Consider the following 15,551-nt stretch of genomic DNA (forward strand, 5'->3'; position numbering starts at 1 on the left):
CATTTCAATAAAGTCGGCAAATCATCACCCTAAGGTGCTGTTTGCCGACTTTTTTACTTCAATTTATCGCGATGGATGTTTGCAATGTTTCCGCAAATAGGCGGTAGATGAATCTGAGATTATACTTCTTTTGTGAGGTGTACACTTATCACTCCTGTGCGATTGTTGCATTGCGAGGTTTATCAAGCTTCAGTTTCATTCATCTTAAAGTATCCCACCTGTTGATTGAGTGAGCCTGCCATTTCTTTGAGTTCCTCCGATTCGTCGGAGAGGTTTTGCGATGTGATGGCGCTTTGTTGGCTCAGTTGATTGAGGTTGGCAATGGCGTCGTTAATCTGTCGGGCACCGGTGGTTAGTTCCCTGTTGGCGGCGGCCACTTCTTCCATCATTTCTTTTGAGCGTTGTATGTCGGGGATGAGCAGGTTGAGCTGCTGTGCCGACTCGTTGGTCACCGACACGCTGTGTTGCGATAGTGAGCTGATTTCGGCGGCGGCCATGCGACTGCGTTCGGCTAGTTTTTTCACTTCGCCGGCCACCACGGCAAAGCCGCGTCCGGCTTCGCCGGCACGGGCTGCCTCTACGGCTGCGTTGAGCGAAAGCAGGTTGGTTTGCAGGGCAATGTCGTTGATGATGCTGATTTTGCCAATGATTTTTTCAATGGCCTCTACGCTTTGGCGTGAGGTTTCCATCACGCGTTGAATCTCTTCGGCCGAGCGGCGCGATACTTCTTGCACGTTCACTGCGTTGGCACTGTTTTGCTCAATGTTGGACAGCATCTCCTCCATGGATGTTGAGATCTCTTCGAGCGACGAGGCTTGATGCGACGCCGAGTTGGCAATGTTGGTGGAAACGACCTCCAATTTGTCTGAGCTCTGGAATATGGCATTCACGCTGTTGCGCAGATGTAGTATGGTTTCTTTCAGTTTGTGGGTCATTTGTGTTTGAGCGTTGGCCAGGCTCAGGAATTCATCACCCCGCTTCATGATGTGATCTTCAAATTGTACCTCGAGGTTGCCGTTGCTCACCTCCTCCATGGCTTTCAGGTTCGCCTTCATTCCCTTGCGAATGTCGCGAATGTAGTAGTATGAGAATAGGATGGCCAGCACAAACAGGCCAATGATGAGGTAGTTGAACCACAGGTTGATGCGATCGCGCGTTTGGTTGATGGTGTTGTGAACCACGCGTTTCATTTCGGATGGGTAGTTGCGGGCGTTGTTCCATTTCTCCTGCACGGCGTACATGTTGCTGGTGAGTTGATCGTCAATTTCGCGCCAACGGTAGTATTGATCACTCAAATCCCAAAACTGTTTTTGATCTTCCCAATACACCTGATGTATTCCGTCTCTAAAGTGATTCATGGCCTTGTCAAGGCGTTGGTACGAATCGCCATGTTTGTTGGTCTGTAGGATGTAGGCCATGGTCACCACTTCCGACAGGCGGTTCTTCATGTCTCGGCTCACCTTGGGGTTGTCCATGATGGCGATGATGCTGTTTTGAAATTGCGTGCGGTAATGGTTGGCGGCGATCACGCTGCCAATGAGTCGGCTTCCCTGACGATCGAAGTTGATTTGGTTGTCAAAGGCCATTTGGTGATCAAACACATAGGCTTTGTTGGTGGTGCTTTTTTTGAGTTCCTTCAAACAGTGATAGCCAAACATGTTTTGAAACTCAAATTCCTGATGATACCAACGGTTTGGTTGGTCGGAGGTGATGCCCGTGACCATAAAACTGAGTTCACCAATGTGGGCATTGGTGATAAAGCTCTCGTAATAATTCATGGTGGCCATGGTTTCCACTTCGCTGGAGAGCCCGTTCAGGGTGTTACGGCTCACCATTACCACGGCCAGCGCCATCATTAGAAAAAACGATAGAACTAGGATGGATTTGGTGGCCAGGGTGAATTTGATGCGGATATATTTGCGCATGATGTTGTTCGTTTGTTTTTGATATATGAAGGCTTAGGGGCGCTTATAGCACTGAAATGAGAATCTTCTCAAAGTGAAAAAACTCCACTTCGGGGCGAATTTCAAATTCATAGCTGCCACTCTGATATACGGCCATGTTCGACGACATAAAGATGTCCTTGTCTTTGTCGATGAATTCGAACCGTAACATTGTCAGTGGTTTGTCGTGTTTTACGCCACATTCAAAGCGGATGATGTACGACAGGCGTGTGGCGGTGTTCCATGGAAACTGATATTTGGCCAATACCACTTTGTCGATGGATACCAGATCGGCATTGGTTTGTTCGTAAGGCAGGGCGATGCTCCCGAGAGGGTATTTGGCCTCCATTTCTTTGATGATGGCGGCATGGTGTTGAGCAATGTCCGCCAGAATTTTTTCTTTGGCTGCTTCATCGTTTTTGCCAACGGCGGTGGTGTACAGGCTGTTTTGTTGGTCAAGCTGGTGTTGAACGGTGGTAAGGTGGTTGCTGTGGTTCAGAAACTCGCCCAGTGGCCCGGTGGCCTTCTCGTATCCTCCTTGTGTTTGTTGGCACGACGACCATGTGATGAGGCATCCCGCCAGTATGGACAATAATTTGATATTCATGTGTGCTCTGTTTGTTTTTTTTATCGACGTTGGTTATACTTGATAACAAATTTAGGGTTACAAAGAGGCGTTGGTCAATTTGTTTTTTTGCAAGATGAATATGGGGGTGGTAAGGAAGGGGCGTCTCGGCATGTGTGTGAATACCTCATGTCGTGATTTGATGGACGCTTGTTTTTCACGCTATACCCGAATGTTGTGATGACGCACATGAAATGAAATCCTTGATAATGAATGAATCGACGAATTCTTTGCTGCGCAAAGCGACTTCATCGATTAACAATTATTAGTCGAATTGAAAAGCAATTCGTGGAATTCGTGTAGTTTGTGGGAAAATCCTTTTAACTCATCACAATATAGGGGAATAGCAATTTGGTTTTTAGATTTGCAAAAATACCTGATTCTTTTGTATGAATTATTGACAGGAGCTTAATGTTTTGTAAAAAGTATTGATCGCCTCCGAGAGTTAGGCGTGACGACTCATCTCCTAAAAAAAAGAGGGAGTAACCGCGTATGGCACCCCCTCATCATTCTCATTAACAATAAAAACCTCAAATCTTAATTATTTCGGCAATCCATATTTTTCAATGATGAAATCGATGTCTTTGTCACCGCGTCCGCTCAGGTTTACTAAAATGGATTGTTGTGGGTTCTTTTTAGCCAGCTTCAGGGCGTAGGCCACTGCGTGCGAGCTTTCAAGGGCAGGGATGATCCCTTCGAGTCGGCTCAGTTCGTAAAAGGCGTCGATGGCTTCGGTGTCGTTGATGACGTCGTAATTAACGCGTTTCAGGTCTTTAAGCATGCTGTGCTCGGGACCCACACCGGGATAGTCGAGCCCGCTGGCCACTGAGTACACAGGGCTGGGGTTGCCTTGTGCGTCCTGCAATACGTAGCACTTGAAGCCGTGAATCATGCCCGGGGTTCCAAGCGACATGGTCGCGGCATGGTCGCCAAGGTTCATCGAGCGTCCGCCCGGCTCGATACCGTACAATGCACATTCTTCATCTTCAATAAAAGCACTAAACATGCCCATGGCATTGCTGCCACCACCCACGCAGGCCACCACGTTGTCGGGCAGTTCGCCTGTCATCTCGAAAAACTGTTCGCGGGCTTCAATTCCCACCACGCGCTGAAAATCGCGCACCATCATGGGAAAGGGGTGTGGCCCTACCACGGAACCAATGCAATAAATCGAGTTAACGGGGTCTTTCAAGTAAGCTTCAAAGGCTGAGTCAACAGCTTCTTTGAGGGTCTTTAACCCGTGCGTAACCGGCACCACGGTGGCTCCCAAAATCTTCATGCGCACCACGTTGGGGTGTTCTTTGGCAATGTCAACTTCGCCCATGTGAATCTCACATTCCAGCCCAAAGTAAGCAGCAGCCGTTGCCAGTGCCACTCCGTGCTGACCGGCACCGGTTTCGGCAATCAGTTTCTTCTTGCCCAAATATTTGGCCAACAGTGCTTCGCCCATGCAGTGGTTTAGCTTGTGCGCGCCGGTGTGGTTCAAATCCTCGCGTTTTAGGTAAATGCGACCGCCGTATTTCTCCGACAGGCGGTTGCAATAATACACCGGCGTGGGACGACCCTGATAGTGTTTGCGGATGCTGCGCAGCTCCGATATAAAACTGTGTGATTTGCTGACGGCATAATACGCGTCGTTAATTTTTTTCATCTCGGCTTCTAAAACCGGGGGAATAAAGGCACCGCCGTAATTCCCATAAAATCCGTCCTTATCGGGATATTTTTTGAAATAGTTATCTGCCATTTTTTGTGATTTTTTTAGTGTGATGAATTTACAACTCTTTTTATGAAACGGTCAGATTTTTTTTATGAAAAAATCACAGAATCTCTTTTTTTCTAACGTCCGTGTATATGGTTTGTGGGGCTGCGTTTTTTATGTTGTTTTTCTAAGTTGTGATGTTTAAATTATTGGTTGATATTTTTTTGTCTCAGCGTGTGTCTTTGTGAAAAGGTATCTCTCTCAGCTTCTCATTTTTATGATGATATAATTTGAAAGCTTATGTCGAGTCGACGATGGATCGTGTTCCTGTTATTGAGTGCCGTGTGGGGTGGGATGATGGCCATGTCAAACGGACGGGTGAAGCGATTTGAGTCGTTGAATACCGACGATGGCCTTTCGCAAAACTCGGTGTTGTGCGTGTTTCAGGATCGTCAGGGGTATATGTGGTTTGGAACCTATGCCGGTTTGAACCGCTACGACGGGTATGAGTTTAAGCAATTCATCCACAATGCCGATGACGCCTCTTCTATCAGTAACAACTTTGTGCGCACCATTGCTCAGGATGGGCAAGGCAATATTTGGGTGGGAACTAACGACGGGTTGAATCGCTATGTCCCCGAATCCGAAACCTTTGTGCGCTATTATCATCAGCCCGGGCATCAAGGCTCGCTGCCGGCTAATTCGGTGTTTTGTCTCTCGGTCGATTCACTTGGTGTGATTTATGGCGGAACCTTGAGCGGTGGCGCATTTATGATTCGTCATCAGCAATCACCGTCAACAATGAATTATTGGTTTGAACCTTTGACCATTCAGGTTTCGCCTCAGGTAGAAGTGCGTTTAGTGGCCGACATCATTCATTCCCGCTCGGGCGATGTTTGGCTGGCTACCACGCAGGGACTGTTTCGTCGAATCGGGAACACCGGCATCTGGCAACATTATTTACATCCCATTTCTGATCCTTTGGCTGCAAGCATCAATAACATCAGTGGCCTTGTCGAAGACCCCTTGGGAAATATATGGATTGCTGCCTGGGGGGGTGGGCTAAGGGTTTTAAATCCAACCACGGACATCATCATTGATCACCCCGTCGATGTCTCCAAAAGTGTAGGCAATCAATTTGTCATGTCTCTGTTTCGCGATTCACATGATAATGTGTGGGTTGGCACATGGGGCGATGGGGCTTATGTGGTGAATGCCGATCTGTTTGACGCTGATGTATCGTTTCAGGAGCTTTACAATAAGCTGCCTGTGGAGGTTTATCGGTCCGAAGCCATGGGAGCCAATAGCATGAGTGGGGACAATATCTATTCTTTTTTTGAGGATTATGCCGGAATTGTTTGGGTGGGAACCGATTGGCGCGGCGTCAATAAATATGATCGCAGTGATGCGCACATCTATCACTTGTACAAAAATCCGCTCAACGAATCGACCCTGAGCGATAACGTGGTTTACGCCATTTGCGAGCATCGTGGCAAGCGTTTTTGGGTGGGGACGCTCAATGGGTTGAATCTGTGGGATCGTGAAACCGGTCGCTTTCAACATTTTTTTCATCAGCCCAATGATGTGCATACTTTAAATTCCAATGATGTGCGGGCGCTTATTAAAGACGCGAATGGGGTGTTGTGGGTCGGAACCACCGAAGGGCTCAACAGATTCGATGAGGCTTCCGGGCATTTTACCCGTTATCGGCAGGGATTGGAGTACACCCAGGTACAGGCGTTGTGTCGCACGGAGCACGATGAGGGGTTTTGGGTCGGGACTTACAGTGGGGGGCTCTACTATTTTGATAAGATAACGGGGCGTTCGCATCCGGTTCATGTGGCCGACGAACGCTTGCAAGCCGACCTGCGCCGTACCAATGTATGGAGCATTGCCAGGGATAATGACGGTTTGCTGTGGATTGGAACCGAAAACATGGGGCTTTGCAGTTACGACCCTTCTACCGGAGTGATGAGGAGTTATTTGTCTATCCCCAATGACTCGCTCTCCATCAGTTCCAATAAAGTGATGTCGGTGATTGTTACCCGCGATGGAACCATCTGGGCCGGCACGCTTAGTGGTCTCAACAAAGTGGTGCGTGAGCCGGGTGGCAATGTTGTCTCGTTCCGGTCGTTTAAAGAGGAGCACGGGTTGATATCCAATCAAATTGGTGCCCTGAGTGAAGATGATCAGGGCTATGTGTGGGTGTCGACCAATAAGGGAATCAGTCGATTTAATCCCGTTAATGAGACGTTTAAAAAGATAGAGTTGCGTTACAATATCCGCAGTCGCGAGTACATGGCCAATTCGGTTTGGTTCAATGCCCGTGATCATGAATTGTATTTGGGGAGCATCAATGGGTTAACGGTCATTCATGCCAATGAGCTGGGGCGTAATTCCGTTCCTCCGAAGGTGGTCATCTATGGGGTGCGGCTGTTCAATCGGCAGGTTCAAATAGGGGAACGTGTCCATGATCGTGTCATTCTGCCGGTGGCTTTGTCGCATCTGCCTCAATTAGAGTTGACACACGAGGAATCGGTGGTGAGTTTTGAGTTTGCCGCCCTTCATTTCAGCTCTCCCGACTTTAACCGGTATGCATATTTCTTGGAAGGGTTCGATAGCCGTTGGAATGAAGTGGGCAATCTGCATCTGGCCACTTATACCAATTTGCCTCCCGGTAAATACCGGCTTTTGGTGAAAGCTGCCAACAGCGATGGGGTGTGGAGCATCGAACCGGCTGTGCTGCGTGTGGTGGTCATTCCGCCTTGGTGGAAAACCTTGTCGTTTCGCTTGTTGGTGTTGATATTGATCGGTGTGGGGATTGTGGGGGTGTTTCAATATCGGTTGCGATCTTTAAAGAAACAAAAAAACTTGCTGACCCAAATGGTGGCACTTCGTACCGAAGAACTTTCCGAGATGAACATTTTGCTTGAAGAGCGGCAGGAAGAAATCACCAGCCAAAACGAAGAGTTGAAACTGCATCGTGACAACCTGGAGCATTTGGTCGACGAGCGCACCATTGAGTTGCGGCAGGCCAAGGAAAAGGCCGAAGAAGCCGATCGGTTAAAGACGTCCTTTTTGGCCAATATGTCCCACGAAATCCGTACACCCATGAATGCCATCATTGGTTTTTCGTCGCTGCTCGACGATGACGAGATGGCCGTTGACGAACGTCGCGAATATGTGTCGATGATTAAGGCCAATGGCGATGCCCTGCTCAATATCATCAACGATATTCTGGATGTGTCGATGCTCGAATCCAATCAATTGGTGCTTAATTTTTCGGTGTTTCGGCTCGATGAACTCATGAACGAACTTTTTCTTTATTTCTCATATACCAACGATAAAAAGCTCGCCTTTGACCTCTTTATTCCCGAAACGCACCCCACGCTCGAAGTCGATTCTGATGCCTTGCGGGTGCGGCAGGTGATGACCAATTTGCTGACTAACTCGTTTAAGTTCACCTCCGCCGGATTCATTCGCATGGGATACCACGTGCAGGGCGATGAAGTGGTGGTGTTTGTGGCCGATTCAGGCTTGGGAATCAACGAAAAGGATCGAGAAAAACTGTTTAATCACTTCCGGAAAATCGATTCGGATGTGTCGCGGTTTCATCCCGGAACCGGCATCGGGCTCTCTATTTCAAAGCGGTTGGTGGAGTTGTTGGGCGGACGTATTTGGTTCGAGTCGGAACTCAACAAGGGGAGCACCTTTTATTTTGCACTGCCTCTTAAAAATCATCCTGCAAATTGAATTTATAGTGCCATGGCACCCGGGATGGCCACTACGCGTGAGGTAATGCCTACAATTTCTTCGGCCGAATGCATTTGTGCCACGCATGTGATGGAGACATACTGTAAATTGGGCGTGTGCTTGTAACTTAGTTTGCCATTTGACGGCATTAGCTGGTTGACTTTGTCAACATTCCCGTCGCGATTGGGAACAATAAACTTGAACATGTAACGCAATGGCCATTGCTGATTCTCTAACAGGCGCGTTAGTCGTTCTTCGGTTGTGTCGGTTTCCATGATTCGTTTTTTTGCAAAACTAACCATTTGTGTCAATATTTTGGAGCGGCAGTAGACGTTCCCGGGCTGAATTGAGCCTCGAAAAACGTTTTTGTGTGCCGTGACGGCTTGCTCGGTGCTTGAAATTTTTTTTTTGCATGTCGGTCTGGTCGTAAATGCATATTCTACCTTTTTTTATTTGCCATGATGGCTTTCAATGGGGGAGAACAGTTTTTATGCATGTTTTCTGCCCCTAAGTGCCCCGCTGGTTTTTTTGTGTGTTGATGACCATGAAAGGGAGTGATATTTTTTTTCCAATCCCAATTCTGTCCGTAAAGGTATTTGACCGATTTGTTTTTTGAGAAACTGAAAGCTGTATATTTGCATCGACGCCCTTAAATTGGGCACATTTCAGAGAGGAATCCCTAAAATGACACAAATGACAAAGCAGGTATGGCTGTTTTTGGCTCAAGGATTTGAGGAAATCGAGGCGCTCACGCCCATCGATGTGCTCCGTCGTGCCGGAGCTGCGGTGACGGTGGTCTCAATCACGGGTGATCTCATGGTGACCGGTGCCCATGAGATTGCCATCAAAGCTGATGTGCTGTTTGAGCATTTGCCTCAGGCTCAGCCCGATATTATGGTTTTACCTGGCGGAATGCCCGGAACCAATCATCTCAATGACCATGAAGGGCTCAAGCAAATGATTCGGAAGCATGTGGCGGCCGGTTTGCCCGTTGGTGCCATTTGCGCGGCTCCCATCATTTTGGGCGACATGGGGTTGCTCAATGGGCATGTTGCCACTTGTTATCCCGGCAACGAAAAACGTCTCTCAGGCGCCACCGTTACCTCTAATCCCGTTGAAGTGTCTCTCCCTTTTATTACGGCTCGGGGGGTGGGGGCTGCAATGGACTTCGCCTTGCAGTTGGTGACTCTGTTATTTGGTGCCGATGTGGCTGCTCAACAGGCTGCCCGAATGGTGGTGAACCATTGATGGCCTGATTTTTGATAACGTCAATTTTTTATTTACCAATTTTTATAACACATGAAACGAGCCATGTCCACTGCTTCGACTCTCCTGAGAATCGAAGATCGACGCAGTCAATGACTTTGGGTGAGTTCCATGTGACCATTTAAAACTAATTATAGACACATGAAAAAACTTGGAATTTTATTGTTTGCTTTGATGATCGGCTTTGCTGCCGAAGCTCAAATTAATCCACATGCGTTGGGTTTACGCCTTGGCGGTGGCGATGCCGGTGGTTCTGAAATTAGCTATCAGCACGGATTGTCGCGTAAAACACGTTTCGAGGCCGATTTGGGCTGGCGCAATAGTAAATATTACGATGCTTTTTGCCTGACGGGTGTGCATCAATGGGTGTTTCCTATTGAGAGTGGTTTCCAATGGTTTGTCGGGGTCGGTGGTCAATTCGGAAGCTGGTCATGGGACGATAAATACTACAATGGCAATGACGATGACGGCATGTGGATTGCAATTGCCGGTCAAATTGGTATTGAGTACCAATTTAGCGAAGTGCCTTTACAAATTGGCATCGATGCCCGCCCCAATATTGGGGTGGTCAACAGCAATAGTGAACTGGGCAACTGGGATGTTGCCTTGAGTATCCGCTACTGCTTCTGATAAAATGTACATAATGTGAAGGCGGTCTGTTTGAATTGAATTCAAGCAGACCGCCTTTTTTATTGTTGATGAAATATGATTAAAACCGTTCCTGAATGCTGAAAAAGAAGTTGCATTCAATAAACGCATTATCGGAACTGTCGCTTCCGTGTATGGCGTTGGCCGTTTTGTTTTCGGCAAACAGGCTGCGGATGGTACCGCCCTCGGCTTCGTTGGGATCGGTGGCTCCCATCAATTTACGGAAGTCGTCCACTGCATTTTCTTTTTCCAATATCATGGCAATGCAGGGACCGGAGGTGATAAAGTCCACCAGTTTGTCAAAAAAGGGTTTGCCCGTGTGGATGCCGTAAAAGCGTTGGGCATCGCGCGTGTCCATGTGCACGCCTTTGATGGCCTTAATTGAAAATCCGTGATCGACAATCAGCGACAGTATTTTTCCTGCATAATTATTGCGCACCGAGTCGGGCTTGATGATTGCTAAGGTCTGTTGAATCATAGTTGTAAAATTTGTTTTCAATTTACACAATTATTTAATATTTGTTCTCGTTTGCGCAAAACTTGATTATGGTAACAAAAAAAGAGGATGCCCCTGCATGGGGATCCTCTTTTTTTATCGGTTGTTTCCACCTTTTGGGGTGGATTTTTATGCGTGTGTGTGAATCAGGCTGCTATTCCTGACTTGCCTGTATCAAATAAAGTGATACAAAAATACAATTTCGCCTTCGTAAGCCGGCTTTTTGTTGCCTTCAATTTCAAGGGTCACGCCAATATTGGCCTTGGTGACCCCGCGAAGGTTTACGGCGTTGATAACTTTGGCTTTGAGGCGCACTCGGCTGTTAACCAACACCGGCTGGTTGAATTTGAATTTCTCAATACCATAGTTTACCTGGAGCTTGAGGTTTTGTACTTCAACGATTTGTTCCCACAAGTGAGGAAGAATGGATAGGGTGAGGTAGCCATGGGCAATGGTGTTGCCAAAAGGCGATTCGCTTTTGGCCTTGGCCTCATCCACGTGTATCCATTGGTGATCCAGGGTGGCGTCGGCAAACAGGTTGATTTGTGCCTGTGTAAATTCATGGTATTCTGAGATTCCCAGTTCTTGTCCAATCAGTTTCTCGAGCTCTTCAAAGCTCTTGATAATCACTTTGCTCATTTTTTTTGATGGGGTTTAATTTGGATTTCTTTTTTTTGATGTGTCTATATCCTGTGCCGTTTTAAATTTTCTGACGGGGAGCGCTGTCATCGCGGGGGATGATGCGACGCTTGCGTACCATGTCGGCATGTGAACCTTCGTAAAGACTGAATTTCTCAAATCGACATTCTAAAGCTCCGTTATAAAGTGTAATTTTTGCCGATGGCTTTAATCCGATGAGTTTCATGGCTTCGAGGTTCGAGCTGATTACCCAGGCATCGAACCCTTGAAAGTTGCGCTTGAGGTGGTTGCCAATGCCAATGTACATCTGTACGATGTCGCGGGTCTTGAGGCGTTCGCCATAAGGCGGGTTCATGATCACCACTCCTTTTTTTGAGATTGGATTCACTTCTTCGAGTGGCGCGCAGCTAAAGTCAATGAATTGTTTCAACCCAAAGTCCAATGCCGACTGACGTGCGGTGTCGATGGCTCGCAACGAAATGTCGCTGCCACAGATGCGCGCCGTGGGTGTGGTTTGCGCCTCAATGGCTTCGTGGCGTATTTTTTCCCACAACGGGGCATCAAAGTTGTTCCAACGGGTGAACCCAAAATCTTTTCGTTTGATGTTGGGGGCAATGTTGGCTGCAATCATGGCGGCTTCCATTACAATGGTTCCCGATCCGCACATGGGATCAATAAACGTGCTTTTGGTATCCCACTCGCTCAGTAACACCATGCCGGCTGCCAATACTTCGTTGATGGGCGCTTCGTGCTCGTTGGTTCGGTAGCCGCGTCGGTTGAGCGGCTCGGCCGAGCTGTCGAGTGAGACGGTCACCTGATCTTCGGCAATGTGGATGTTAATCAGTACTGTTGGTGATTCAATATCTACCGATGGGCGTTGGCCTGTTTCGTCTCTGAAACGGTCGCAAATGGCATCCTTGGTTTTCAGCGAGACGTACTTGGAGTGCGTGAAAATTTTTGAGTAGGTAATGGCATCCACGGCCAGTGTCTGGTCGGCGCGCAGATATTTTGACCAATCCATCTCCTTAATCTTCTTGTAGAGTTCAATATCACTGGTGGCATTGAAGGTGGCAATGGGCATCAGGATTCGGATGGCGGTGCGCAAATGCAGGTTGCTTTTGTACAGAAGCGCCATGTCGGCTTCAAATGACACTGCTCGCTTGAGTGTGGTGATTTCTTGTGCCCCTAAGGCTGCCAATTCCTTGGCTAAAACGGTTTCGAGCCCGTAAAAGGTTTTTGCGACTAACTTCAATGCTGTTCCTCCTGATTGTGACAATTGTTTGGCGCTTCATTTTCAACCCAATTGGGGATGTTTGAAAATGGATGGCGTTGCGGTATTTGCGGTTGCAAATTTAATATTTCGCCGTATGTGGGCAATGCCCTCACCCATCTTGATTTCGATAATTGTTGATGTTCATCGTTGGCTCCATTGCTTTTTTGTTTAAATTGGGAGTTGAATTATCCCTCTAAGCCATGATTCGAACCGTGCCTACTCTGTTGTTGGTTGATGATTCGCCCGTGAATGTCGAACTTCTCAAAGATATTTTGCGGCGTTATCATCTGTTGTGGGCTTATAATGGGCAGGATGCCATTCGTTTAGCGACGGGCGATCCGCGCCCCGATTTAATCCTGCTCGATGTGGTGATGCCGGGTATGGATGGTTATGAGGTGTGCCAAGCCTTGAAAAAAATGGAGGAAACGCACGATATTCCGGTCGTGTTCATTACGGGGCAAACAGATTCTGACAGTATCATCAAAGGGTTTGATGCCGGTGGGGTCGATTACATTGGAAAGCCTTTCAATATTCCTGAGCTTCGCGCCCGCATTAAAACCCAACTGACCATCAAACGTTCCCGCGACGAAAACGAGTTGTTGATTCGTCAAATTGAAGACATCAACACAAAGCTTACCGATAGCATTAATTATGCCCTGAAAATTCAAACGGCCAGCCTTCCCAAATCCGAGTACTTAAAAAAAATCATGCCCGAGCATTTTATCTTGCTCAAACCTCGCGATATTGTTAGTGGCGATTTTTATTGGGTGTCACGTTGCGACAATAAACTCATTGTGGTGGCGGCCGATTGCACCGGCCATGGCGTTCCAGGCGCCATCATGAGCATGTTTGGGGTGGCCTATTTGCATCAAATTGTCGAGACCAATAAAATTCTTACGCCGTCTCGCATTTTGGACGAGTTGCGTAAGGTCATCATCGATGCGCTTCAACAGTCCCAAGCCAGTGAGGTAAAAGACGGCATGGATATGAGTGTGGTGTGTGTGGATACCCAAAATGGCTCGTTTGAGTATGCCGGTGCCTTCAATCCTGCTTATTTGATTCATCAGGGACAATTGCAAATCATTCATGCTGATACCATGCCCGTTTCCATTGGTGAAGTCGACAAGGCATTTACCAATCATGTGGTCAATTATCAGCATGGCGATTGTCTGTACCTGTTTTCCGATGGTTTTGCAAGTCAGTTTGGTGGCGAAAATGATAAAAAACTTAAACAGAAAGGTTTTCGGCAAATGATTCTTGATAATTATGCATTGCCCATGAGTCACCAAAAAGAGATCTATGAGCAGTTTTTTGAACGATGGAAAGGAGATCGTGAGCAAATTGACGATGTGTTGTTGATTGGAATGCGGCTTTGAGGTTTCTGTGTGCACTCATTCTCCATGCGTGGTTTCTTGTTTCGTTGCTTTCTTTGTTTTAGTTCTTATCGCGTGGAATATTCTGATATTTTTGTATCGCCATTGTTTCCTTTATTTGTTATCTTATTCTTTTGTTTATGAAGACTTTACTCTTTTTGCGTAAACTGTTGCATTATCTCAATATCGAGAGCGAAATGGAGGATCACGATGCCATTCACGACGAAATTCGGAAAGGCATTGTTTTTAAGGGAACAAACTTGTGGATTCTCTTTTTTGCCATTCTGGTTGCTTCGGTTGGGTTAAACATGAACTCAACGGCGGTGATCATTGGCGCCATGTTAATATCTCCGTTGATGGGCCCTATCAATGGGATGGGATACAGCATCGCGACTTATAACTTTGACCTGTTTCGTCAATCTCTTAAGAATTTCTCCTTCGCTGTGGCTGTCAGTTTGGTGGCTTCTACAACCTATTTTGCCATCAGTCCCATTTCAACGGCACATTCGGAATTGTTAGCTCGAACGTCTCCTTCTATTTACGATGTGATGATTGCTTTGTTTGGCGGATTGGCCGGTATTGTGGCCATTAGCAGCCGCCAAAAGGGCAATGTCATTCCCGGTGTGGCCATTGCTACCGCTTTGATGCCTCCTTTGTGTACGGCCGGCTATGGCTTGGCCACCGGCCAGTACGAATTCTTTTTCGGTGCGTTTTATTTGTTTACCATCAATACTGTTTTTATTGCATTGGCTTCGGTCATCATTTCGCAGGTGTTCAATTTTCCCATTCGAACGCTGGTCGATGCCGGCCGTAAAAAACAGGTCAATCGATGGATTACTTTGGTGATGATCGGGGTGTTGTTGCCCAGCATTTACTTCGGGTACGGACTGGTGCAAAATGAACGATTTGTTGAAAATGCCAATCGTTACATCTCCAATGTGAGTTCGTTTGAAGGCAATTATTTGCTCAAACATGAGGTCGATCCCAATCAGCGAACCATCACGCTGGTCTACGGTGGGGTGACATTGGGATCGGGGCAAAAGTCCGAGATTATTGAAAAGGCCGGGCAGTTCAACCTTAGCGATGTGGCCATCGATATTCGTCAGGGCTTTGCATTAACGGGGGTTGATGAAAAGGTGTTGGAAATTAGTCGACTGAAAGAGGAGTTGCTGCATGCTAAAAATTCAGCTCATCAAATGGAGGCTCGTTGCGACAGCCTGGTGGCACGGCCACAAACCGGTCAGATGTTGTTGAATGAGATACATCCTCTTTATCCGGCCATTGTGGGGTGTACCTTTGCCGAGTCGGTGCTTTACCGGAAAGATAAAGAGGGGGAAAAGCCCATGATGCTTGTTATTTTTGAAGTCAACCATCAAGGCTTGTCTGCATTGGAACGGGATAAGGTGAAAAAATGGCTTCAATCGCGCCTCCAAAATGAACGTCTTCGTGTCATTTTTGACTGATGTGGTTTGATTGTGATGCCATCTTTGTTGATGCTTGGATAGATTTGTTTGGGTGAGCCGTGAATCCTCTATATAACTCTTTTGAGTTATCTGTTTTTTTACTTGAATACAGGCTTAATCGTATCTCAAACTCAAAACACAACTTCAAAAAACTCTGTACCTCTAAGAGCCTACTATATAACTCTTTTACCGAGTGGCACTGTGGCTTTTTCTCCTCACTGGTTCTCATCTTATCTCACTGCAACTCAGCGTCAGTTCTTAGTTCGTTAAGTTGAGGACGATGATTAAATACTGAGTTATCTGCTTTCATATTTAAACGCAATCTACATATTCAAACCAACTCAGCGCCTTCGCGCCTTTGCGTTTATTTTGA

Annotated in this window: 12 protein-coding genes; 5 read left to right on the plus strand and 7 right to left on the minus strand. The window is 47.0% G+C overall.

Going from position 1 to position 15,551, the window contains the following annotated elements; all coding sequences use genetic code 11:
* Positions 1-182: 182 nt before the first annotated feature.
* From LX69_RS09380 to trpB, 3 genes are all read right to left on the minus strand, one after another.
* A complete protein-coding gene (locus tag LX69_RS09380; protein WP_111445765.1) occupies positions 183-1,925 on the minus strand; it encodes a methyl-accepting chemotaxis protein in 1,743 nt (580 codons plus the stop codon).
* Between the two features lie 43 nt (positions 1,926-1,968).
* On the minus strand, positions 1,969-2,550 hold the full coding sequence (locus LX69_RS09385) for a hypothetical protein (RefSeq protein WP_111445766.1): 582 nt from the start codon (positions 2,548-2,550) through the stop codon (positions 1,969-1,971).
* A 559-nt stretch (positions 2,551-3,109) separates the two neighbouring features.
* Positions 3,110-4,312 carry a tryptophan synthase subunit beta gene (gene trpB, locus LX69_RS09390; RefSeq protein WP_111445767.1) on the minus strand — a complete coding sequence of 401 codons (1,203 nt, stop codon included), beginning with the start codon at positions 4,310-4,312 and terminating at the stop codon, positions 3,110-3,112.
* Positions 4,313-4,567: 255 nt separating this feature from the next.
* Here trpB and LX69_RS09395 point away from each other — a divergent pair, with 255 nt between their 5' ends.
* Positions 4,568-8,020, plus strand: a complete 3,453-nt coding sequence (locus LX69_RS09395) for a two-component regulator propeller domain-containing protein (protein ID WP_111445768.1) — start codon at positions 4,568-4,570, stop codon at positions 8,018-8,020.
* Positions 8,021-8,022: 2 nt separating this feature from the next.
* On the opposite strand, the gene LX69_RS09400 is transcribed toward LX69_RS09395, so the two are convergent.
* A complete protein-coding gene (locus LX69_RS09400; protein ID WP_111445803.1) occupies positions 8,023-8,295 on the minus strand; it encodes a hypothetical protein in 273 nt (90 codons plus the stop codon).
* A gap of 418 nt (positions 8,296-8,713) precedes the next feature.
* On the opposite strand from LX69_RS09400, the gene LX69_RS09405 reads away from it, so the two are divergent.
* Complete coding sequence (locus LX69_RS09405; RefSeq protein ID WP_111445769.1) at positions 8,714-9,268, plus strand: DJ-1 family glyoxalase III; 555 nt, start codon at positions 8,714-8,716, stop codon at positions 9,266-9,268.
* 159 nt (positions 9,269-9,427) lie between these two features.
* Complete coding sequence (locus LX69_RS09410) at positions 9,428-9,916, plus strand: hypothetical protein (RefSeq protein ID WP_111445770.1); 489 nt, start codon at positions 9,428-9,430, stop codon at positions 9,914-9,916.
* A 79-nt stretch (positions 9,917-9,995) separates the two neighbouring features.
* Here the strand turns inward: LX69_RS09410 and ndk are convergent, their stop codons facing one another.
* The 3 genes from ndk to LX69_RS09425 all read right to left on the minus strand — a co-directional run bounded on the left by ndk (position 9,996) and on the right by LX69_RS09425 (position 12,321).
* Entirely contained in the window at positions 9,996-10,412 is a 417-nt protein-coding gene (gene ndk / locus LX69_RS09415) for a nucleoside-diphosphate kinase (RefSeq protein ID WP_221621327.1), read from the minus strand.
* Positions 10,413-10,604: 192 nt separating this feature from the next.
* Entirely contained in the window at positions 10,605-11,069 is a 465-nt protein-coding gene (locus tag LX69_RS09420) for a MaoC family dehydratase (RefSeq protein WP_111445771.1), read from the minus strand.
* Between the two features lie 61 nt (positions 11,070-11,130).
* Positions 11,131-12,321 carry a THUMP domain-containing class I SAM-dependent RNA methyltransferase gene (locus LX69_RS09425; RefSeq protein WP_146260701.1) on the minus strand — a complete coding sequence of 397 codons (1,191 nt, stop codon included), beginning with the start codon at positions 12,319-12,321 and terminating at the stop codon, positions 11,131-11,133.
* 221 nt (positions 12,322-12,542) lie between these two features.
* On the opposite strand from LX69_RS09425, the gene LX69_RS09430 reads away from it, so the two are divergent.
* Entirely contained in the window at positions 12,543-13,718 is a 1,176-nt protein-coding gene (locus LX69_RS09430; protein WP_111445773.1) for a PP2C family protein-serine/threonine phosphatase, read from the plus strand.
* Between the two features lie 137 nt (positions 13,719-13,855).
* The gene (locus LX69_RS09435; RefSeq protein WP_111445774.1) at positions 13,856-15,178 is read left to right on the plus strand and encodes a DUF389 domain-containing protein; all 1,323 of its coding nucleotides are present in this window, start codon (positions 13,856-13,858) and stop codon (positions 15,176-15,178) included.
* Positions 15,179-15,551 lie beyond the last annotated feature (373 nt).

Source organism: Breznakibacter xylanolyticus (genome assembly GCF_003254275.1).
Classification (GTDB): Bacteria; Bacteroidota; Bacteroidia; order Bacteroidales; family Marinilabiliaceae; genus Breznakibacter; species Breznakibacter xylanolyticus.